The sequence below is a fragment of the Fibrobacter sp. UWB11 genome (genome assembly GCF_900143015.1).
GTDB lineage: Bacteria > Fibrobacterota > Fibrobacteria > Fibrobacterales > Fibrobacteraceae > Fibrobacter.
This window is the reverse complement of sequence record NZ_FSRT01000001.1, coordinates 1,637,470-1,661,108: the sequence shown is the minus strand read 5'-3', so window position 1 is coordinate 1,661,108 and position 23,639 is coordinate 1,637,470. Positions and strand designations below refer to the sequence as shown.

General features: G+C 45.9%; 13 protein-coding genes. 9 read left to right on the top strand and 4 right to left on the bottom strand.

The genetic code is table 11. The features are described 5' to 3' along the window. Positions 1-32 precede the first annotated feature (32 nt). The 7 genes from BUQ91_RS06920 to BUQ91_RS06890 all read left to right on the top strand — a co-directional run bounded on the left by BUQ91_RS06920 (position 33) and on the right by BUQ91_RS06890 (position 15,858). On the top strand, positions 33-2,972 hold the full coding sequence (locus BUQ91_RS06920; protein WP_074208645.1) for a TIGR02171 family lipoprotein: 2,940 nt from the start codon (positions 33-35) through the stop codon (positions 2,970-2,972). Between the two features lie 7 nt (positions 2,973-2,979). After that, positions 2,980-4,599: a hypothetical protein gene (locus BUQ91_RS06915; RefSeq protein ID WP_074208644.1), complete on the top strand. Its 1,620-nt coding sequence runs from the start codon at positions 2,980-2,982 to the stop codon at positions 4,597-4,599. An 86-nt stretch (positions 4,600-4,685) separates the two neighbouring features. Next, positions 4,686-6,140 carry a glycosyl hydrolase family 8 gene (locus tag BUQ91_RS06910; protein ID WP_074208643.1) on the top strand — a complete coding sequence of 485 codons (1,455 nt, stop codon included), beginning with the start codon at positions 4,686-4,688 and terminating at the stop codon, positions 6,138-6,140. A gap of 354 nt (positions 6,141-6,494) precedes the next feature. Next, the gene (locus BUQ91_RS06905) at positions 6,495-8,879 is read left to right on the top strand and encodes a hypothetical protein (protein ID WP_074208642.1); all 2,385 of its coding nucleotides are present in this window, start codon (positions 6,495-6,497) and stop codon (positions 8,877-8,879) included. A 313-nt stretch (positions 8,880-9,192) separates the two neighbouring features. Continuing rightward, positions 9,193-12,363, top strand: coding sequence for a M6 family metalloprotease domain-containing protein (locus BUQ91_RS06900; protein ID WP_074208641.1), 3,171 nt, complete (start codon positions 9,193-9,195; stop codon positions 12,361-12,363). A gap of 109 nt (positions 12,364-12,472) precedes the next feature. Then, complete coding sequence (locus BUQ91_RS06895) at positions 12,473-13,735, top strand: hypothetical protein (protein ID WP_074208640.1); 1,263 nt, start codon at positions 12,473-12,475, stop codon at positions 13,733-13,735. A gap of 11 nt (positions 13,736-13,746) precedes the next feature. Further along, positions 13,747-15,858: a fibrobacter succinogenes major paralogous domain-containing protein gene (locus BUQ91_RS06890; RefSeq protein WP_074208639.1), complete on the top strand. Its 2,112-nt coding sequence runs from the start codon at positions 13,747-13,749 to the stop codon at positions 15,856-15,858. On the opposite strand, the gene ligA is transcribed toward BUQ91_RS06890, so the two are convergent. Both ligA and BUQ91_RS06880 read right to left on the bottom strand, forming a co-directional pair. Beyond that, complete coding sequence (ligA, locus tag BUQ91_RS06885; protein WP_074208638.1) at positions 15,855-18,074, bottom strand: NAD-dependent DNA ligase LigA; 2,220 nt, start codon at positions 18,072-18,074, stop codon at positions 15,855-15,857. The two genes, BUQ91_RS06890 and ligA, sit on opposite strands and share 4 nt — an antisense overlap. Before the next feature lie 26 nt (positions 18,075-18,100). Continuing rightward, positions 18,101-18,649: a manganese efflux pump MntP gene (locus BUQ91_RS06880; protein ID WP_074208637.1), complete on the bottom strand. Its 549-nt coding sequence runs from the start codon at positions 18,647-18,649 to the stop codon at positions 18,101-18,103. A gap of 91 nt (positions 18,650-18,740) precedes the next feature. Between BUQ91_RS06880 and BUQ91_RS06875 the strand changes: the two genes are divergently transcribed. Both BUQ91_RS06875 and BUQ91_RS06870 read left to right on the top strand, forming a co-directional pair. Further along, positions 18,741-19,985 carry a hypothetical protein gene (locus BUQ91_RS06875; RefSeq protein ID WP_074208636.1) on the top strand — a complete coding sequence of 415 codons (1,245 nt, stop codon included), beginning with the start codon at positions 18,741-18,743 and terminating at the stop codon, positions 19,983-19,985. Continuing rightward, a complete protein-coding gene (locus tag BUQ91_RS06870) occupies positions 19,982-20,425 on the top strand; it encodes a hypothetical protein (protein ID WP_074208635.1) in 444 nt (147 codons plus the stop codon). The genes BUQ91_RS06875 and BUQ91_RS06870 overlap by 4 nt, the downstream gene beginning before the upstream one ends. On the opposite strand, the gene BUQ91_RS06865 is transcribed toward BUQ91_RS06870, so the two are convergent. Together BUQ91_RS06865 and BUQ91_RS06860 are read right to left on the bottom strand one after the other, a co-directional pair. Further along, positions 20,422-22,116, bottom strand: coding sequence for a bifunctional diguanylate cyclase/phosphodiesterase (locus BUQ91_RS06865; RefSeq protein WP_074208634.1), 1,695 nt, complete (start codon positions 22,114-22,116; stop codon positions 20,422-20,424). The two genes, BUQ91_RS06870 and BUQ91_RS06865, sit on opposite strands and share 4 nt — an antisense overlap. A 140-nt stretch (positions 22,117-22,256) precedes the next feature. Continuing rightward, positions 22,257-23,504, bottom strand: a complete 1,248-nt coding sequence (locus tag BUQ91_RS06860) for a nucleoside recognition domain-containing protein (RefSeq protein WP_074208633.1) — start codon at positions 23,502-23,504, stop codon at positions 22,257-22,259. Positions 23,505-23,639 lie beyond the last annotated feature (135 nt).

The following is a 23,639-nucleotide window of genomic DNA, read 5'->3' as shown; positions in this document are numbered from 1 at the left end:
CTTTTGCCTATATAAATTTGTATTTTTTAGGAATGAAAAAAGCAGTCTTTGTCGGTACATCTTTTTTAGTTGGTTCTTTCTTACTTTCTTGTTCGGACGATTCTCCTACGCAGACCGAAATGGGCTCATCGCTCGTTTGCAGCTCGCAGGAAAATTGTTCGGATGTTACGTTGCAAGAAGATTTTGCATTAATCCGTTCTTCGGGCAAAGTTGCCGAATTGGGGACAAATTCCAAGTCCGCAAAGGCGAATGAACGCCCGCAAATGGATGTCAAGTTCACTTATGATTTCCAGTTAGGCAAGCATGAAGTTACTTGTGGCGAATTTAATGCGCTGATGGACAAAAAAGGCGGTGTCAAGTTGGATTGCGAAAAGGAATCTTTGCCTGCGGTCAACGTGACCTATTACGATGCCGTTCTTTTTGCAAATGCCAAAAGCAAAGCCGCTGGAATGGATACTGCTTATACGTATTCCTCTGCAGAATTTGACAAAAATGGCCATTGCAACCTCTTGAATGGCTTTGTGTTTAAGCCGGATGTTGAAGCGTTCCGTTTGCCGACTGAAGCAGAATGGAGTTTTGCTGCCGGTTTGTCGTTCAATGTTTATAAGAGCTGGAATGTCGAAAATTCAGGTTCTAAGGCGCACGAAGTTTGCACGAAAAAAGATGAAAACGGCTTGTGCGATATGCTCGGTAACGTGACCGAATGGGTGAACGACTGGCTTGGAAATTTCCGCGATACGTCAATTACCAATTACGTGGGCGGTGCCGATGGCGGTAATCTTGGCGAACGCGTTATTAAGGGCGGAAATTACAGAACCGCAATTTCGGATATAAACTTGTATGCTCGTGGCGACGTCTATACCGTGACGGGAACGAGCGCCTCGGATTATTTGGGATTCCGCTTGGCTTATGGAAAAATCGAAAATCCGGTTTGGCTCGATGCATCGGGTTCTGCGGTTGCTTCTAATCTTTCCCTTGTCGCTAGCTCCCAGAATATCACGCCGCTTTTTGGAACTTCAAAGTCCAAACTTGCGTTTAGGAACTACAATACCAAGAATTTGGTGTTTGTTGATTTTAGAAGAGTCTCGCCGACAATTGTAGAAATCAAGGATACAATTGATGTTTATCACCCGGACATTTCTCCGGACGGAAAACGCGTTGCTTTCTGCACGAGAGAGGAAGGCCTGAGCGGTGCCTCTAGCGTTTATGTCCGTGACTTAAATGCCGAAGGTTCCAATCTTGTTAAGCTTGATGTAAAATCGGCTGCGATTCCGCGCTGGCGCGTTCTCGAAAATGGCGATACGGTGATTGTCTATGTAACTGATGCCGGTAACAACAAAGATGAATCCGTATTTAAATCGGCTTCGACATGGCAGGTGAAGTTTGCCAATGGAAAATTTGGCGAACCGCAAAAATTGTTTGATGGCGCTTACCATGGCGGTATTAGTGATGACGAATCGTTGACGGTGACAGGTGCTCGCGTGCTCCGCGCTCGTGTGGCTGCTAAGGGCTCGATTGCAAAATCGGATGCAAAAGATACTTTGTGGTATAATGGCGAACAAGCTTGCAATGCTTCTTTGAATAAAAAGAGCAAGCGTACGTTGTTCCTTGATTTTGGCGGAGAAACGGGTCGCACGTTTGTTGGTGAAAAGTACCGTACTCACGAACGCTTGCTTATTGCCGATAATAATGGTAAGCTTGTTTCTTCAGTTGCGGCTCCGTCGGGTTATACGTTTGACCATAGTGAATGGGTGCTGAATGACGAAAATGTTGCCGTCGTAACGCTTGCTAATGCTGATGGCGCTCACAAAAAAATTGCTTTGGTGAATACCAAGGATAGCTCGGTGACGGTACTTGTCGAGGGTGAAGAAATTTGGCATCCGTGTTTCTGGGTTTCTACGGGTAATTCTTCGGAATCGTCGAATTGGGATGCCGATAGCGTCGGTGTCTACGTTTCGGCAGGGAACCAAACAAACTATTTGCTTTCTCACAAAATGCCGATGTTCTGGAAACTCAAGGATTCCGTAGAATTTATCGGGCTTGGCAATTCGCACATGTGGGCAGGCTTTGATCCATCACAAATGAGCGTTTCGGCGATGAATATGGGTGTCGTTCCGTGCGACATGCATTGTATCCATTACCTTTTTGAAAATTATGTTGTGAATCATGCATCCAAGGTAAAGTATGTTGCTGTGGGTCTTGATATTGATTTGTGGTATAATATTGATAAACGCATGGATATTAATTTGTGCAGGGGCGATGCCCTAGGCTTTGTATATGACGAAAAACATGAATTTTATCCGGACGGAGTCGATAATGCGTTTGTGGATCTCGTCATGGAAAATGCCGTAGATGAGGCGCAGTCGGTTATTAAGGAACGCGGCTGGTATGCGGCTTCGGATAATAGAGGCTGGGCCGATGAAAACGGACATGTCGTTATTGACCCGGATTCTACGTGGAGTAACTGCTTGTTCAATAAGAATTTGTCCAATTGCCTTGTGGATGAAGACCAAAATACGTGCCTTTCGAAATATACGATGAGTGTTTGCATGAATGATGTTGTAGACACGAACTATAACATGTGCTTGGCCAAACATAGCTTGGATCAATGCTTGGGAATTTTCACGGGTGATATTGATAAGCTGAAGGACCTTGTACGCATTGCCAAGGAACGCAATATCGTTGTAATCGGTGTCGTTTTCCCGGTGAGCCCGGAATATAAGAAGACGGGTGCTTATTCACGTCATGGCATGCTCCGTAGCCATGCTAAGAAAATCCTTGATGAAATCAATGAATTTGCAGAGGCCAAGTCGAATTTCTTTGTCTTTGACGAGAATAAGTTTGGCGACCATGATTACCCCTCTTCGATGGCAAACGACTATGACCATTTGAACAAAGATGGTGCAATACAGTTCTCGAAACGTTTGAATGAATTTGTCAAGTCGATTGATTCGGGGAAATCTTCGAAGTAGGCGCTAGATGATGTTGCTTTTGGTATTGGTGTCTATAGCGGTTGCGCTTTTTGCAGTGTTTCCGCTGACAGATACCGATATCTGGTGGCATTTGGCTTGTGCACGCGAATGGGTGACTACATGGACTCCGGTTCGTGAGCCTGTCGTGAATGTGCACGAGTATTTTCAGCAAATAGTTGCTTTTGTGTACAACCTCGGTGGTGCGAGGTTGCTCGTTGCGTTTAAGGCGATTCTGTGGGGCCTCGTTTTTGCACTGTTCTTGTGGCCTTCGGTACGAACTCGTCAAGACAACGTCATTGCGAACCCCGTAGGGGTGAAGCAATCTATTATTTGCTTTGCAATTTTTGCGGTAATCCTCTTTATTTTCCGTTATCAATTTGAAATCCGACCGGTACTTTTCAGCTTGATTTTCCTCGGCATTTACTGGAACGTTTTGCCGTGGCTTTTTATTACAGCTGGGAAAAGTCACTACCTTCGCCATAAAGGTCTTGGGGAGGAACATCAGTATAGCGTTCGAATTTATAAAGCAAGGTTAATTGCATCGGCTTTGTTGATTCTTGCCATTCAATGGTTCTGGTGCAGATTTCAGGGATTGTATATTCTTGGGTTGCTTTTTGCATTTACGGTGTTCGCGTTCGAGTTTGAAGTGTGGAATATGGTTGTTTGGAGCTGGAAAAAATTGGATTATAAAAGGTATTGGGGGCAACTCGCTTTTGTCGCGATTATGCTTGTAATGCCCTTCTTGCATCGAGATGGTCCGCACTTGTTCATTTATCCGGTGGGATTGTTTGATCGTTTGGTAGGGCTTTCTCCTTCTGCTGCCGTTTTTGCAAGTGAAATTGCTGAAAATCGCTCTCCCATAACGCTTTTGATGGCGGGGGAGAATGTATTGCAATCAGCGCTGATGATTGTTCTTATTCTTGCGGGGCTTGCGTTGGCGTGTGTCCAGTGGTATTCTCGAAAATCACCCTATTCTTCGGGGCGGTTGGTTTGGCAAAGGACGGAACGGACCGAGGCCATACTGGATTGCCGCTTGCAGCCTTTTTGCCTTGTTGTAACGGCTGTTCTTGCGCTTATTGCCGAACGCAATTTTGTGCTCTTTTTGCCTGTTTTTTTTGCGGTCGCCTTGAAAACGCGATTCTTCGCTCGTTTGAGTTCTGCCGAAGGTAAGCGGTCGGCTCTCTATGCGCTACTTCCTATGCTCCTCATTGCGTTCCTCTTTGGGCTTTGGGTGAAATCGCTATTGGCTTATGATTCCATGGTGGCGTACCAGCGCGTTCCAGTCGCTGCTGCAGAATGGATGAAATCGCATCCGCATTCGGGGAGACTTTTCAATGATGACCGCGCCGGGGGCTATTTGGCTTTTGTGAATCCATCCGATTCTACGTATATCGATGGTCGTTTTATCCTCAAAACAGCGGAATTTTTCGAAAATTACCTGCGGTATGCAGAATCTCCGCGTGTATTCCTCCATGAAGCAGAATTGCAGAACATGGACCGCGTTGTGCTACCGCTCCGCTATTATGCCCGCTGGGATAAATTGATTGCCACGCTTGATTCTGCCGAAAATTGGCACGTGGCGTATCATGACCCGTTTTTTGTCGTGATGGACCGCACAAATCGTTAAAACGTATGTGTTAAATAATATAAATTTGGCTGTTAAAAATTTATTTTTATATGGATTTAACGGCCCATTGGGCATAGGAGTTGTGTATGAATTGTTTGGCAAAATTGGGTCTTGCAGGCCTCTTTGCTTTTGGTCTTGCTCAGGCTAAGGTGAACTTCCCGTTTCCGCAGATGTCCGATTATGGTGGAAACGCAACGCTTTTGAGCGACAAGGCTAAGGCTTCCGAAGAATTGAAGTCCCAGTTTGCTTATTGGCTCAAGACCATGTACAACGAAGAAGGCGATGTGGCCGGTGTGCGTTCTAACCCGGGTTCCAACGAATACTTCTCGGAAGGTGTCGGTTACGGCATGCTTTTGATGGTCTACTTTAGCGACAACACTACGAGCTATCAGTCGCAATTCGATAAAATTTGGAACTTCTACAAAAAGATGATGAACGAAAACGGCCTGATGGTGTGGAAGGTCGGTAATCTCAACCAGGCTTACGATAAAGGTGCCGCTCTCGATGGCGATATCGATGCTGCAGCCGCTCTCGTGATGGCTTACTATCAGTTTGGCGATGAAAAGTACAAGGAAGATGCCAAGAAACTCATTCAGTCCATGAAAAAGTTCGAATTCGAATCGAACGGTTTGCATTTGCCGGGCGACAAGTGGGGCGATGCCGGTTACAACCGCAAGAATCCGGGCTATTTTGACCCGGCTTACATGCCGCTTTTTGCTTTGGTCGATACTGAAAATGCCGATTTCTGGAACAAGACTGCTTACGATGCCAACATGAAGTTGTATGAAGCTAGCTCTGCAGAAGTTACGACCGGCCTTATCGATGACTGGACTGACAAAAATGGCAAGAGCGAAGATGACCAATACAGCTACGATGCTTCCCGCGCTCCGTGGCGTAACGCCAAGGCCGTTTGCTGGCATGGTGACCAGCGAGCTCTTGCTCTCGACAAGAAAATGGCTGAATTTGTTTCTACAGTGTCTGCTTCGCGCATGAGTGGATCGGTTAATCGTTCGTCTGGCGGTCTCGGCAGTGATCACAACAGCACGTTTGTGACTTCTCTTATGACGGCCTTGATTTCGGATGCTAAATACCAGTCTAAGCTTGACGAATACTGGAAAGAAGCCGTCGCTCTTGGTGATGAAAATTACTTCAACCAGTCTCTCAAACTTTTGAACGGTTTGCTCGTTTCGGGCAACATGCCGAATCTTGCCGCTGCAACACCTGCGGGCCCGGTTTCTTCGAGCTCTGTTCCGGCTAGCTCCAGCTCTGTGGAATCTAGCTCTAGCAATGGCACGATTGCCTTGCCTACAGCGGTGACTAACGCTCCGAAGATGACGCTTTCGGGCAGAACGCTCCAGCTTGAAACTGACGGAAAAGTTCATGTTGACCTGATTTCTGTGACAGGTAGCGTTTTGAAGTCGTTCGATAAGGACGCAAGGGGCACTGTCGCCATCTCCTTGAATGGCGTTCCGAGCGGTCTCTATGTTGTGCGTGTCAAGAACGCTAATTCCGCAGTCCTTAAGAAGATTAAGTTAGACTAAGTCATTTAATCTAAATTGTGAATAGGAAAAAGTCCGGGAACAGTCAGTTCTCGGACTTTTTTTTGCTTTTGTTTGAATTTTTATACGCTTTGTCTGTTTTGAATGAACTTTTTTGAATAATCTTTGTTTGTAAATATTTGTTTGGGTTTATGTGAACTTGTTTTTACATCTAAACGAAATTGTAGACTTTTCAAGCTGTAAAAATAAAATTACAGCGGTGCTGAAAATGCCGAAATTTTGCAAATTTGGCGGTTTTGTATCTATATGATATAATTGTTGTATGATTTTTGTTATTATGTATAAATGATTTACTACATTTATTCAACCTTAAAATAAACTAAAAAAGGCAAATAAATGAAAAACATTAAGAGTACATCATTGCTCTTGGGCGTAGCCTCTGCTATGGCTTTTGCTCAAGACGGCGCCCCTTGCATTCCGTTCGTGAATGGCACTGGTCATTATGGCGATAATTGCTATAATGCCGGCCTTGACGACATGGTGAAAGGCAAGTGCTATACTATGAATCCGGATCGCAAGCTTGAAAATCCGCAGTGGATTAACAACTTTGCATCCCAGACATGGTGGTGGGTCGAAACGGATTGCATTGAAGCTCCGGCATCTTCTAGCTCTGTCGAAGAATCCAGCTCCAGTGTTGCTCCGGCATCTAGCTCCAGCGAAGTCGTTTCTTCTAGCTCTGAAGAACCGGCATCCAGCTCCAGCGAAGTTGCTTCTTCCAGTTCCGAAGAACCGGCATCCAGCTCTAGCGAAGTTGTTTCTTCTAGCTCTGCTGAACCGGTTTCCAGCTCCAGCGAAATTGTCGTTGTTTCCAAGTGCGTTGAATTCGTAAACGGCTCGGGCAACTACAATGGCAAGTGCTTCAATGCCGGTCTTAACGACATGGCTGAAGGCAAGTGCTACAAGATCAACCCGGAACGCGGTCAGGTTAACGACCTCTGGATCAATAACAGAGCCGTTGACGCCTGGTGGTGGGTTGAAACTCCTTGCGCAGACGAACCGGCATCCTCCAGTTCCGTCGCAGAATCTTCTAGCTCTGTTGAAGAATCCAGCTCTAGCGTGGAATCTTCTAGCTCTGAAGAAGTCTCTAGCTCCAGTGTAGAATCTTCCAGCTCTGAAGAACTTTCTAGCTCTAGCGAAGAATCCTCCAGCTCCGTTGAAGAATCTTCTAGCTCTGTCGAAGAATCCAGCTCTAGCGTGGAATCTTCTAGCTCTGAAGAAGTCTCCAGCTCCAGCGAAGAATCTTCCAGCTCTGAAGATGTCTCCAGCTCTAGCGTTCAGGTAGAAATCGTTGAACTCTGCATCGATTATAATGGCAAAACCATCAATAAAAACAATGTTGCAGATAACTGCTATAAGTCTGGCTTGAAGAATATGGCTAAGAACACGTGCTATACCATCAACCCGGAAGTAAAATCTACGCATGGTAGAGGATATGAGGGTTATAGCACTGATGTGACGAAGAAAAAGAGTGGTTATAATAAATATTGGTGGATTACAACTCCGTGCACCGCTGAAATCATCGTCTCCAGCTCTAGCGAAGAAGTTTCTTCCAGCTCTGAAGAAGTCTCCAGCTCCAGCGAAGAAGTTTCTTCTAGCTCTGAAGAAATCTCCAGCTCCAGCGAAGAAGTTTCTTCCAGCTCCGAAGAAATCTCCAGCTCCAGCGAAGAAGTTTCTTCTAGCTCTGAAGAAGTCTCCAGCTCCAGCGAAGAAGTTTCTTCCAGCTCCGAAGAAGTCTCCAGCTCTAGCGAAGAATCTTCCAGCTCTGTTGAAGAATCCAGCTCCAGCGAAATTGTCGTTGTTTCCAAGTGCGTTGAATTCGTAAACGGCTCTGGCAACTACAATGGCAAGTGCTTCAACGCTGGTCTTAACGACATGGCAGAAGGCAAGTGCTACATGCTCAACCCGGAACGCGGTCAGGTTAACGATCTCTGGATCAATAACAGAGCCGTTGACTCCTGGTGGTGGGTTGAAACTGCTTGCTCCGACGAACCGGAATCCTCCAGCTCCGTCGTAGAATCTTCTAGCTCTGTTGAAGAATCCAGCTCTAGTGTGGAATCCTCCAGCTCTGAAGAAGTTTCTAGCTCTAGCGAAGAACTCTCCAGCTCCAGCGAAGAATCCTCCAGCTCTGTTGAAGAATCCAGCTCCAGCGAAGAATCTTCCAGCTCTGTTGAACCGATTTCTAGCTCTAGCGAAGTTGTCGTTTCCAAGTGCATCGAATTCGTGAACGGCTCTGGCAACTACGACATCAACTGCTACAACGACGGTCTTCTCGAAATGGCAGAAGGCAAGTGCTACGCTCTGAATCCGGATCGTATTGCTGATGGTCAGTACAAGCAGCAGTGGATCAACAATGTTGCCACTCAGGATTGGTGGTGGACGGAAGTTCCTTGCGATGACGAACCGATTATTCTCATCGACGACAAGATCAAGCCGATTGAAAAGGTTCTCGGTCGCGACAATGGCACGACTGCAATCGCAGCAGCTGTTGAAGCTAAGTCCAACATTGCATTCATGAACAACACCTTGAGCATTGCAACGACCTCTAACGGTGCTAAGACTGTTAAGGTGTTCAGTGTCCGTGGCGACATGCTCCTCTCTGAAACATTCTCCGGCGCTTCTATGAGCTTGGATATGTCTAAGTTTGCGGGCAAGGGTGCTGTAATCGTTCGTCTCGCTGAAGGCCGTAAGGTTCTCGCAACGAAGCGCATTGCAGTTCGCTAATTCGCTAACGCATAAATTCAGTTTGTGAATAAAGGGCTCCCTCTTACGAGGGGGCTTTTTTGTATGTCTATTTTTCTATTTTATACTACATAGAAGTGAGTAGATTAAATGAATATTTTTCGTGAAATGTGCTTCCTCGAAAGAGGAAACCTTTTTTTTGGGGGGGGGTAAACGCTTTTGATTAATTAATTGGTGACAAACAGGCAAAAACGTTTAAATGGCCTTGAAATAATTAAAAAACGTAATTATATTTGTCTGCAACAAATAGAATAAAGTATCGCTGTAATAATTTCAAATAAAACGGAGGGAGAAAATGAAAATTATTCAGATTATGTTACTATTGTTGTTCTTGGCTGCGCAAAGTTTTGCAATTCCTGCAAGCAACGCCACTTTTCCGATGAAACAGCCTGATGGATCAATTCTTGTGGTTCGTCAAGTTGGCGATGAGCGGTTTAATTTCTATGAAACTGCTGATGGCTACATCTTGCAAAAGGATGCTCTAGGTTTTTATGCCTATGCAGATGAGAATGGTAAATCTTCGGGAGTGTACGCTCGAAATGTGGGCGAACGCAACGAAACCGAGATTCGATACCTTGCAGGTCTTAATCAAAATCTGATTTACCAGAAGTTGCGTGAAAATGCTCAAATTGCAGAAAATTTTGGATATGAAAAACCGAAATTTGCCAAATCTACGATACAGCGGTTACCCAACTACAATAAGAGCGGTGAAGTCCATGTGCTAGTCATTCTGGCGCAATATCAAGATGTGAAGTTTTCAAGCGCTGACCCCAAGGCTCAATTTACTGAGTATCTGAATAAGGAAGGGTATAATAAGTATCATAATACCGGAAGTGTTAGAGATTACTTTATAAAGAACTCGAATGGAAAATTCCGCCCGATTTTTGATGTTTATGGTCCAGTGACGCTTTCTAAAACACGCGCATCTTATGGACAAATTGATCCGACTCCTATACGGGAAGCTATGAATTTGCTCGATCGGGGTGGAATTGATATGTCGTTGTATGGTGTGTATACATCTGTGATTTTTGCAGGTCCGAGTTCGGCTGGTTCGGGCATATCGGATGCTGTTTGGCCTCACATGGGAAGTGGATCTAATATCGGCAACTATTCTTGCTCAAACGAAATTTCTAGTCATGCGTATGCTTACGATAACACAACGACTGCTTTGGAGGGAATCGGCGTTTTTATCCACGAGTTTAGTCATCTTCTTGGCCTGAATGATATGTATGATGTGAATAAGACGAGTAATCGAGAAAGTGTTGGCTATTGGAGCGTTATGGCGAATGGCGATAATCTTTGCCCTAGTAATGTGGACCACGTGACGAATTGTGCGCCTGTGCTTTATACCGCATTCGAAAAAATGTCGATGGGCTGGCTGACTCCTGAGGAAATCAAAGAGAGCGGTTCGTTGCGCTTGGATAAAATAGATGACAATCAAGCATATAGCGTTACTAATCCGAATAATCCAGATGAAATGTATTTGCTTGAATATCGTTCAATGAAAGGTTGGGATGCTCAATTGCCGAATTCGGGGATGTTGATTTGGCATATCGATTATGATGCGAGAGTTTGGAATAATAATGGAATTAATGCTGATGGCAACCATTTGCGTGCTGATATTATTGAAGCTGTTCCCAGAACAAGCGGATATGGCTCAGATAGTGATCCGTTCCCGGGATGGGATAATGTAACGGAATTCAATAAGTTTGTCTTTTATGATGGGTATAATGCGAATATTGCTCTTTCTGGCATCAAAGAGTCCGAAAATCACGAATATGTTACGTTTAATGTCGACAAGAATGAACCATTTATCGAGTCTTCTTCCAGCTCTGACAATCCAAATCTTGTTGAAAGATGTATTGAGTTTAAGGGGAATGTTGGCGACGTTGAAAAATACTGTTATAAGTCCGGTTTGGATAACATGAAAGAGGGAAAGTGCTATGTTTTGAACCCGAATCATCCTCGTAGTGTTTTATTTGGCTATTTTGTTACGGATGCTTCTGATGGAAGCTGGTGGTTTGAAACTCCTTGCTATGAAGAGGTTTCCAGCTCCAGTGCGAAATCCTCCAGCTCTGTTGCTTCTAGCTCCAGTGTTGTATCTTCCAGCTCTATCGCTTCTAGCTCCAGTGTTGCATCCTCTAGCTCTGTCAAATCTAGCTCCAGTGTTGCTTCCTCTAGCTCCGTTGCTTCTAGTTCCAGCGAAGTTGTCGTTTCCAAGTGCATCAAGTTCGTGAACGGCAAGGGTGACTACGACAAGAACTGCTACAATTCTGGCTTGAGGAACATGGCAGCCGGCAAGTGCTATACCATGAATCCGGATCGCGTTCGTGAAGGCGTTCCGCAGTGGATCAACGATGATGTCAACCAAACTTGGTGGTGGGTCGAAACGTCTTGCGGTGAAGTGGTTGTTTCCAGCTCCAGCGCGAAATCCTCCAGCTCTATCGCTTCTAGCTCCAGTGTTGCATCCTCTAGCTCTGTCAAATCTAGCTCCAGTGTTGCTTCCTCCAGCTCTGTTCAATCCAGCTCCAGCGCAAAATCCTCCAGCTCTGTTCGATCCAGTTCCAGCGCGAAATCCTCCAGTTCTGTTCAATCCAGCTCTAGCGAAATTGTCGTTTCCAAGTGCATCGCATTCAAGAACGGCAAGGGTGATTACGACAAGAACTGCTACAATTCTGGCTTGAGGAACATGGCAGCCGGCAAGTGCTATACCATGAATCCGGGTCGCGTTCGTGAAGGCGTTCCGCAGTGGATTAACGATGATGCCAACCAAACTTGGTGGTGGGTCGAAACGTCTTGCGGTGAAGTTGTTGTTTCTAGCTCTAGCGCAAAATCCTCTAGCTCTGTTCAATCCAGCTCCAGCGCGAAATCCTCCAGCTCTGTTCGATCCAGTTCCAGCGCGAAATCCTCCAGTTCTGTTCAATCCAGCTCTAGCGCAAAATCCTCCAGTTCTGTTCAATCAAGCTCTAGCGAAATTGTCGTTTCCAAGTGCATCAAGTTCGTGAACGGCAAGGGTGATTACGATAAGAACTGCTACAATTCTGGCTTGAGGAACATGGCAGCCGGCAAGTGCTATACCATGAATCCGGATCGCGTTCGTGAAGGCGTTCCGCAGTGGATTAACGAAGAAGCCAACCAAACTTGGTGGTGGTCTGTTGTTCCGTGCGATGCCACTGTTGTTAATAAGGCTCTTGGCCGCGACAATGGCACGACTGCTATTGCAGCAGCTGTCGAAACTAAGGCTAACATTGCATTCTTCAACAACACCTTGAGCATTGCAACAACCTCTAACGGTGCTAAGTCTGTTAAGGTGTTCAGTGTTCGTGGCGACATGCTCCTCTCTGAAACGTTCTCCGGCGCTTCTATGAGCCTCGATATGTCTAGGTTTGCGGGCAAGGGTGCTGTAATCGTTCGTCTCGCTGAAGGCCGTAAGGTTCTTGCAACGAAGCGCATTGCAGTTCGCTAATTCGCTAACGCATAAATTCAGTTTGTGAATAAAGGGCTCCCTCTTACGAGGGGGCTTTTTTGGTTATTGAAATTTCTATTTTATACATCATTGGAAGAGAGTGAATTAAATGAATATTTTTTGCAGAATTAAGTATATCCCGATCATTGCAATGATCCTTGGCTTGGGCAATTTTTTGAGCTCTTGCAGTGACGATTCTCCGTCGAATGTTCCGCAAGTGGAAAGCGCAAAAGAGGATACCCGGACTATAGTTGGCTATGTTGATCGAACGCGTGGTTATTCGATGACTGAGGTTGTTTTGCGTGAAGTCGATAGCACGCTTTCGCAAACAGGTGTGGCGTACCATGGTTTTGTGGATGATTATTCGGGGCATTTTTCCCTTGAGAATGTCAAACTTACACAGCCCTATGTTTACCTTGAAGTGAATGGCAATTTCTATTCCAATTGCTATGATGCGAATGAAACAGAACCGATGACCAACTGGAAGGTTCTAGAAGCTTATGCGGATGTTCGTAAAGGCGATTCGATAAGCGTGAACCTTTTGACGCATATGCAGGCGAAACGTTTAAAGCGCTATATTGATCGTGGACTTTCGTTTGATTCGTCGATGGCTTTGCTGCAAAAAGAAATTTCGGATTTGTTCCTGCTCGATTCTTTGCACGAAGACTTTAGCAAGATGAATCTTTCGACGTTGCGGGACTACAATTACTACTTGTTGGGCGTGAATGTCCTTAACGAGACTTATGTGTGGAAATCTGGTGGACTTGACGAATTGTTGAAAGAAGATGTTTTGACGGATTCGCTGTTCTCGACTTATTGGAGCTATGCGTATTATTTTAATCATAATTCAAGTTGCGATAAGTTCGATGATTTCGTGCCTGGATTCGGCTATAAAACCGATGCATACAAAGTTAAGGAATACTTGAATAACATCTGGCAGAAGAAGTATAATCTCGGAAACTGCTCTGCGGAAAACTATCATGAAATCAAGGCTACCGAATCTAACAAGACGCAGTTCCTGTATTGCGATACATTAGGGTGGACCCTTCCTAGAAATGGATGCTATGATTTGGACATGATTGTTCTGAACTCTTCTGTGGGCGATACACTTCCGGGCCATTTGACTAAAGGAACATATTGTACGGATGATTATTACAAGTGGGGGCGCATGTACGACGGCTCTGTTGGATGGACTAAGGCTAGTGCCGCCGAAAGTGGTGTCGGCTTTGCTTGTACGAAAGAAACGTTGAATCGCTATGGAAAGAGTGGACGCAAGTGCTACCGTTGCGAATATTCTTATGGATATTATTTGCCTGCTGTTGACATGAGTGAATGCGATGAAAACCTTCCAAAGCAGGAACCATTGAAGTAGGGGAGATGAATATGAAACTGAATGTTTTAGGAATAGTGCTTTGTTTGCTTGCTTTGATGGGCTGTAGTGAAGTATCTAAAGGTGTTAATATCGAAAGCGAAGATAATGCTCCTGAATATGAATTAAACAAATTAGTTGGAGTTGCGTCTTTTATTTCAAGTGAAGATTATAATTCTATTGATAGGGGTGGCACTAAGTACGAAGTGACTTTGTATGAACTGGATTCTAGTGCTTCTTGGACCGGTCGCGAATTTACAACATATGTGACGTATCCGAATGTATTCAAATTTGAAAATCTCAAATTACAATCGTCTAATATTGTAATGTGTGTTAGGAATAAAATGTCGAGAAGCGGATATTGGAGCTTTGCAGACTTGAGCAGGGTGGATTCTGTCTATGTGAATTTTATGACAAATATGGAGTACAACAGGATTCTCTACTTGATGAAAAAGGGAATACCTTCTGATTCTGCTGAAAGAACCGCTCAGCATGAAATTATGGAGTATATGTTGTCCACTTCACTTGATATTAAACTGTCTAATCAAATTGAAGGGAACGAAAAAGATGCGGAACTTCAAGCCGTATGGCAAATGCTTTCGCGTATCCCCTATACAAGACTTTCTAGCCAGTTGAGCTCTGATACTGCTGTGTTCTGGATGCTTGAAACGGATTCAGCAAAAATCGATACGTTTAAAACGAAATATGCTGATATGATAGAAGGAAATTTATGGGTAAAGTCTATTCCTAAAACAGATTACCTTGTTACTAAGCTGAGTGGCTATGTGTTCGGACAGACAAATGGTCTTGGAGAATGTTCCGACAAGAACGATGGGGAAGTAAAGAAGGTTACAAATCCTTTGAGCCGCTATTTTGAAAGACCTTACATGTGCTCTAAAGATACGGGCTGGATATGTCCGAACGGTACTTTTCAGGAATTGTATGGTATTGAAAAAGGTCATGATGGTGAAGTGATAAAAGCGAATTTTACATCGTTTTCTTATGCCTATGATTCGCTTCAGGGAAAATGGGTCAGTGCTCACGTTGAACAAGGATTTGCATGTGTTTCTTCAAGATTTGGTATGGTTCTCGTTTCGGAGACCATGGGAAAACCTTCGTATCTTGTATGCAAGGTGAGTGAAGATAATCCAAATTATCTGTATTGGGCTGCTACGGGTACGGAGGAAGATTATATTGCATATTGGTCTCGTAATCTAAAATGTGAGATAGGTATTGTTCAAAAACTACCCAATGACTCAACTGTTGAAGTGGTGTGTGTCGATGGTAAATTCCGCAAGGCGACAGATGTTGATAAAACGGGTTCTGTACTGGAACTGGAAAAAATCGCAAATCCGTGTGGTGAAAAGGAAGAAGTTCGCCGTGGTAAAACCGATTCTACGCTCTATTTCTATTGCAATAATGGAGAAATGGGCTATTCGAACGAAATGGAATATACTTTGGGCTATGGCTGTAATGCTAATCATGTGGGGTACCACCAGTATCAAAATTCCATTTATTATTGCAACAAATTCACGTGGAAATATTCGACAGATTCGCTTGTAAAGGGTGTTTTGGTGGATAGCCGCGACAATTCGGAATACAAGACGATTGGAATCGGTAATCAAGTATGGATGGCCGAAAACTTGAACTATGAAGTGGAACCGAGCTGGTGCTATGGCGACTCTCTTGAATATTGCGAAAAGTATGGGCGACTTTATCAATGGGATGGTATTCTTGGGGCTAGCGCCAAGGTGGAAAATGTATGCCCGGAAGGATTCCATGTCCCGTCTAATAAAGAATGGGATGAACTCAATGTTTTTGTCAATTTATGGTTCCACGGCAATTCTTATTCGGCGAGAAAAGTTCTTTTAAGTAGTGATCCCAAGGAATTTGATAACATAGTCCATGTCGGTGATGATCTTGTTGGCTTTACGGGAATCTATGCGGGACACCGAACTGCAAATGGATTCTTTACAGGTCGATTGACTTCGGCATATTTCTGTAGCGCAGACATGAATGAAGAAGGCTCTGCATACATTTATATGCTTCGCCATGATGAATTTGATTTGACCAAGTACGCTCAGAAAACGACTTCGAATTGCAACGTCCGCTGCCTTAAAGACTAGAGATCCAGCGTCATTTGATCTTCAGCGGACTTTGCTGTATTGCTCGCGGCATCAGCGGGGATGCTGTTATCGGCTGAATTGCCGGCATCCTCGTTAGTACTTTCGTCGGCGTTAGCAATTTGCGCCATAAGCCATGCTTCGTCGTGCACGGGAATTCCGAGCTCGTTTGCCTTGGTGAGCTTGGAACCAGCCGCTTCGCCTGCCAAAACCCAGCTCGTCTTTTTACTGACGGAACCGGAGACCTTGCCGCCATTCTCTTCGATGAGCTTGCGCGCTTCATCGCGGTCCATGTTCGGGAGCGTTCCCGTGATGACCGCCGTTTGCCCTTGGAATAAAGTCTTGACAACGCCCTTGAATTCCGTCGGGAGTCCGAGCGCTACGAGTTCGTCAATTTCGTTCGTGTAAAGCGGCGTGTGGAAGAATTCGTAGACAGATTTTCCGATGCGCTCGCCGACGTCAGTTACGTTTTGCAGTTCTTCGACAGTCGCTGTGCGGATTTTTTCAAGCGTGCGGAAATGCTTTGCGATGTTACGGGCACTGGTGCGGCCGACAAAGCGGATGCCAAGACCATGCAACAGATTTTCGAGGCTGCGCTGTTTCGATGCGGCGATGGCATCAAAGACGTTTTTCGCGCTTTTCTTTGCCATGCGTTCCTGCGATTCCAGGTCTTCGAGCGTAAGGCGGTAAAGGTCCGGAATTCGCTTGATTTTGCCGGTGGCAAGGAGGCTTGCTATAAGTGCGGGGCCGAGATTTTCGATGTTCATCGCTTCACGGCTTACGAAATGCTCGAACAAACATTGCACTTGCGCTTGGCAGTGCATGTTTTCGCAACGGAGAATCACTTCGCCGTCGATGTGCGTGAGTTGCTCACCGCACACAGGGCATTTTTCGGGGGCAACGACGGGGGAGGCTCCTGCGGGGCGCAACTCGCGCTTGACATCGGTGATTTTCGGGATGATCTCGCCACCCTTCTCTACGCCGACTGTGTCGCCGTAGTGCAAGTCAAGCCTTGCCACTTCGTCGAAGTTGTGGAGGGTGGCGCGCTTCACGGTTGTACCTGCGAGGCGCACGGGTGAGAGATTTGCGACAGGCGTCACGGCACCGGTGCGACCGACCTGAAATTCTACAGACAAAAGCGGTGTGTAGGCACGTTCTGCCTTGAACTTGTAAGCGATGGCCCAGCGCGGGCTCTTGCTTGTGCTGCCGAGTTCTCGCTGCTGTTGCAAATCGTTCAGCTTCACGACCATGCCGTCAATGTCGAACGGGAGACTGTCGCGGCTCGCTCCAATCTTCTCAGAAATCGCCATGATTTCATCGACCGTGTCGGCGGTCCAATAATCGTTCGTATGGAAACCGAGACGCTTGAGCTGCTTCAAGTTCTCTTCGTGAGTTTTGTTGTTGCTTTGCGGAATGTGGTATGCAAAAAAGCGCATCGGGCGCGTCTTGCATTCGGCAACGCTCTTGAGCTTGAGCGAGCCCGAAACCGTATTGCGGCAGTTCTGGAATGTCTTCTTGTTTTCCAAGATGAACTGCTCGTTCAAACGTTCAAATGCTTCGCGTTCCATGTAGACTTCACCGCGGACTTCGAACGTTCCCAGCGGAATCTCCGACGGGTCAATCTTCAATTTCTTCGCGTCAAAATATTCAGGAATATCTGCAATCGTGAGGGCGTTCAACGTCACATCATCGCCCTGAGCACCATCGCCACGAGTCGCCGCCTGCTTCAAACGACCATTCTCGTAAACCACCGAAAGGCTAACCCCATCGATCTTCCTCTCGCATATCCACGTCGCGCGCTTTTCACCCTGCGCGCTGTTGTGTTTGTCATTCCCGGCGCATTTGTCATCCTGAGCGGAGTGTAACGGAGTCGAAGGATCCAGTGAACTCTCGATATCGGCAATTCCTTCTTCCGCAGCCTTCACAAATTCGCGCATTTCTTCTTCGCTGTACACGTTTGCAATGCTGAGCATCGGCACGGCGTGTGCGACTTTTGCAAAATCATTGGTGAGGTCGCTACCGACCCGTTGCGTGAGTGATTCCTTGCCGCGCAATTCCGGATACTTCGCCTCGAGTGCTTCCATTTCCTTGAGCTCAAAGTCAAAATCCTGGTCGCTCATGGGGGAGACCCCGTCCTTGTAATAAAGACGGCTAGCTTCTTCCAGTTGTTTCTTTAATTCAAAATAGCGGGTACGGTCAATATCTTTCTGCTCACTCATGTAACGCAATATAGAAAGAGTGGCTGCTAAATAAACATCTTCACGCCGATGGCAATGAGGATAATCCCTGCGATAAGTTCGGGAATCTTCGTCTTAAAGCGCTTGGCGGTATGTCGTCCGATTTCAAAACCGATAATCCCTGCTGCAAAACTTGCAAATGCGATGGCGCTTACGGCAAAACTCAAGTTGACGCTCATAAAAGCAAACGAAATTCCAACGGCAAAGGCATCGATGCTTGTGGCGATGGACAAAAGCAAAATGTTCGTGAGGCTTAAGTGCTTGCACGAGACCGCCTCATCGCCACCCCTGATGGCTCCAAAAATCATGCGACCGCCCAAAATGCAAAGGATTCCGCAGGCAATCGGTGTTCCGACGGTGTTGAACCAGCGTTCCGCGAAGCTCCCGAGAAAGTATCCGAGCATGGTCATGCCGCCCTGAAAAACGCCAAAAGAAACAGCCTGGAGCCCTGCGCGCGAGCGCTTGATTCCCGATTTGCAAAGCCCGGTCGAAATGGCGACCGCAAAACAGTCCATCGCTTCGACAATCGCGATAATGATAATCTCTATAGTGCTCATGAAAAGTCGCTTTTTTGAAAATGCGAAAAACGACATCAAAAATAAAAAAATATATTGTAGAGGGGGAGGTTCGTTCTTGGTGTAACTAACAATGAACAACAAAGTCGTTACAATTGTTTTTATCGCGCTATGCTTGCTGCTCCTGCTTTCTGTAGGCGGCACGTTCTGGGATGGTTCGGTTGATTTGCTTTTGCATAATGGCGGTAACTGGAAATTCCCCAAGACACTCTTCATCTTTTGGATGGGAATGTCCCAGGCGGGTGTTCTCCTTTCGGCATTCTTGCTCATCATGAAGGTGAAAATCCACCGGCGTACGTCGCTTTTGTTGGAACTGAGCTCCCTGTGCAGCCTTGTTGTCGCTATTGCGCTTGCGATGCTTTATTCGAACTCAATCATGATCGATAGCGGAGTGTATAGCATTGGTATTGTAGGCTTTATCTCGCTTTTGTTTTTTGTGACGCATCTTGTGGCGGCGGATTCGGCTGAAGATTTGGCGCTCTGCAAGGAACTCGCAAAGATTAGGCGGCCGCTTGCATGGATTATCCTTCCGACGGTGTTTTGGGTGGTTTCGTCTTTTGCGCTTGGCTTTGCGCAGTTTGAAAATTCCGTATGGCAGGGCTCGTTTTTCCCAGTGAACGTTGTTGCGTGTGTATTCTATATGGGGCTTGCCAATTCGATTATACTGCTTTCGTTCGAGAATTACTACAACCGTATGATTGGGCGATTTCTGATGCTCTGTAGCTGGTTTATGTCGCTGTTGTTCCTTTGGTTGATTTTATTGAAGGGCGGGGGCAGTTTTGCTTCGTTTATATTTGCCTGCGCTATCCCGCAGTTGCTGTTCTTTGAGGTTGTTCGCGAAAACCTCTGGGGACGCCTGCTAGTTGTCTTGAGTATTTTGTTCGGTATTTTGCTAAAGTGCGATTTCGTGGTGAACCACAACGATTATCATTTTTTCGCCAACGCGAATTTTGCCAATGCAAGTCTTATGTTTGCAGGGGGTACGCTGTTTGTCGCTTTGTTCTTTGGCGTGCGTTTTTTGCTTTCGCGGTTCTTTGAAAACGATGAAATCCTGATGGGCGAAGAAAGCGGCAACTCGGATGGCGAAGTGCCCGATGTGGAAGAGAAAAAGTATTACTCTCCATTTTCGGCTCCGGAATTCAAGGTGGTTCGTTTGCCTGTGCTGTGTGGAGTCCTTGCTGCAGTAACGTATGGCTATTTTTCTTCGGACTGGATTACTCTTGCTGGCCCGTTTGGGGCGTACGTGAGCTGCTTGTTAGTCTGTTTGCAACCCTTTGTGCATCTTGGCGTAAAAAGGCGTAGGGGAAATCGAAAATGAGCATGTTTGCAAATGCAGTGGCATGCCTCTTGTGCCTGATTTTTGCGGCGTTCCTTTGGAAAATGAAGGGAATGTTCCGCATTACGCTCGTGATGTTCTTGATTGTCCTGACAAGTTGCCTTTATACGGTCTTTGTTGGGAATCTGTTTAACCCTGTACTTGAAAATTATCCGTTCCGTATGCTAGCACTTGCGTTGTGTGTGTTTACGACCGGACTTCGCGAAAACCGCAGGCGCTTTATGGTGCTTGCTCAAACATTCTGGCTTTGGGTGGAACTTGTAGGGAATGTCTCGCTTTGTCAAGCGGGGGCCGAAGCCCCGTGGATACGCCTTGCCGCCATTGCCGAAATTGCTCTCGGTTGTTGCTTTATGGCAAGAATTTCTAGAGAAATAGAATTCGGGCTTATCGTTTTGTGGATGGCCGTCTGGATGTTCTTCTAGGAAATGTGCGTGTAAGTGATTTTGTTCAAAAGTCTCTTTTCGAATTCTTCCTTAGAGAGAGGCTTGTCGAAAAGGAATCCCTGAATCGTAGAGCATTTTGCGTCTTGTAGAAAATCTAGCTGCTTGCTGTTTTCGACACCTTCGGCTACGACTTCGAGGTTCAGTTCGTTGATCATGTTCACCATGTTCTTGATGACAACTTCATCGTGGTGTGTTTCGTCTCCAATGTGGTCGAGGAGCGACTTGTCGAGCTTGATGACGTTGACGTTCAAGTCCTTGATGGCGGAGAATGTGGAGTACCCTGTACCGAAGTCATCGATAGAAACGTTAATGTTGTTCTCGCGTAGTCCATTTACGAATTTCTGCATGGAAACCTTATCTTCAAAATCGGAGGCTTCCGTCAGTTCAATTTCGATGTACTTGCTATCGATCTTGAATTCCTTCATGATGTTCAAGATATTTTCCATAAGGTGCGGGTTGCGCAGATGGTGCCTTGAGAAATTCGAAGAAACGCGGACGGGTTCCATGCCTGCATCAATCCAGGAGCGGATGTCTTCGCATACTTTGCGGAATACGTAAAAGTCGAGCTGGCAGATGGATGCTTCTTTTTCGAGAATCGGCAAAAATTCAACGGGAGCGATTATTTTGCCATTGCGATTCCAGCGCACAAGCGCTTCGCAACCGCAAAGCTTTTGATCCTTGACGGACACTTTGGGCTGGTAATAGACGATAAATTCCTTGCGGCGCAGAGCCTCGCGGAAAAGCGAAGAAATTTCCTTTTCGTGGTAGGCTTTGTCGAGCATGTTTCTTGTGAAAAAGACGATGTCGTTTCCGGGATGGACTCTGGACTCGTTTAGCGCAACGGAACTGCAATGCATGATTTCGTTCATCGAATCATTGGGCTGGATATCGTAAATGCCCATGCGGCTTTGTAGCGTAAGCGGGATAGGTTGTGATTGCGGTATCGGAACGTTTATGTTCACCGAGGTCAATTTCTTGATGAATTCGTCTCTGTTCTCTTTTTTGACAAGAACAAAAAAGTTGTCGCCGCCCAGTCTTGCAATCATTTCGTCATCGTGGCACATTGCCATGACTGTATGCGTAAAGATGGTAATACCCTTATCTCCAATAGCGGGGGATTTGGACTGGTTGATGTACTTGTAGTTCTTGAGATTGATAAAAATGCCGCTGAAATTCTGCAGCTTGTTTTTGGATTTAAGCTCAATGCTGTGGTGTACAAGTTTTGCCGTGTTGGGGGCGCCTGTCATGGTGTCTGTTTGGCTTGCATAGTGGATTGCTCCCATAAGGCGAGCTCTGCCAAACATGATGAAAAGGTCGTCGCAGACGAGTTTTGCAGCTTGGAGTTCTGGTGTTGTAAATTTGTGGTTTTTCTTGGCGCGGACTTCGATGGTGGCCATTCCATTTTCACCCGTTCGATAAGTCTGGATTAAGGGGAACTGCTCGTAACCGGTGGTATCTTCGTAAACAATTCTTTCTTCGTTTAATCCTTCTTTGGATATAATGGAGCTTGGGGCTATAAGTTTAATTTTGATGAAACCAATGTTTAGAATATTGCAAACTGGAGGAATCGCGCTGGAAACGCGCTTAATCAATGCTGAAATATCAGGCACATTATCAAGAATAGCATCCCTAAAATCTTTATATACGCTACTGAAAATGACGTAGTCCATTTCCGCCCCTTAATGTCCACACATTATACACCGAATTAGTGCTCTAAATGTAAATAAAAATTTCATAAAAGGGAAAAAATATTTTTTTTATATGTTTTGGATGTATTCCATTTTAGAACGCTTGATTTTGATTACAAATACTAGTGGATTGGTGGGAAGAATATGTAGGCAATAATGATTGCCGCAATGACTCCGACAGCATCTGCAATGAGGGCACATGTGACGGCGTGGCGGGTCTTTTTCACGCCCACGGAACCAAAATAGACTGCTATGATGTAGAATGTCGTGTCGGCAGCTCCCTGGAACATGCAACTGAGACGGCCTGCAAAGCTGTCCGGGCCGAGGTTCTTCATGGCATCGATCATCATGCCGCGGGCACCGCTACCGCTGAGGGGCTTCATGAGGGCGGTGGGGAGGGCGGGTACAACGTCGTTTCCGACTCCGATAAGGCCGAGTAATGCTGAAATACCATTCATTACAAGATCCATGGCTCCGCTTGCGCGGAATACTGCAACACCGACGAGAATTGCAACAAGGTTCGGAATAATCATTACGGCTGTATTGAAACCTTCTTTTGCGCCTTCCACGAAAGCCTCGTATGCCTGGACTTTCTTATAGCAGGCGAGGCCGAGGAATGCAACGATAATGCCGAATAGAACAATTCCGCTAATAAAGAGACTCGTTGTGCCGATAGCTTCTGCGGTGAGATGACTAAAGTAGAACATGATGGCGATGACGCATGCACTGATGCCGCCGAGCCATGCGACGGTTACGGGATCCTTGAGCTTGATTTTCTGGAAAAAGCTGAGTGCGAAAATACCTGCGATGGTGCTGAAGAATGTGGAAAGCAAAAGCGGCAAAAAGACATCGCTTGGGTTTGCGGCGCCGAGCTGGGCACGGTAAGTCATTATGCTAACAGGAATTAGCGTAAGTCCACTTGCGTTTAAAACAAGGAACATGATTTGCGAATCGCTTGCGACGGTCTTGTCTTCGTTCGGGTTGAGCTCTTGCAACTGCTTCATGGCTTGGAGACCCATCGGAGTTGCTGCGTTATCGAGGCCGAGCATGTTCGCGCTGATGTTCATGAGCATGGTGCCTACAACCGGATGTCCTTTTGGAATTTGCGGAAAAAGTCTCGAAAAGAGCGGTTGGACAATCTTGGCGAGAATCTGGACTGCGCCTGCTTTTTCTCCGATTTTGAGGATGCCGAGCCAAAGGCTCAAAATGCCCGTGAGGCCGAGGGCGATTTCGAAAGCCGTTTTAGACATGTCGAATGCCCCGAGAATAGCTTTATTGAAAATGCCGGAGTCACCGAATGCGAGCCATTGGACGATGCATGCGATAAATGCACCAAAGAAAAAGACGAGCCAAATTACGTTTAAAACCATGGCTCAAATGTAAGAAAAAAATAGCAGGTGGTGCGCCATACCCCCTGCATAGTTATGCCCGCATTGTCACCCCGGATTTGTACAAGTATAAAGCCCTTCGGCTCAGCTATGAAAATGCGTGCATTTTCGCAGCGT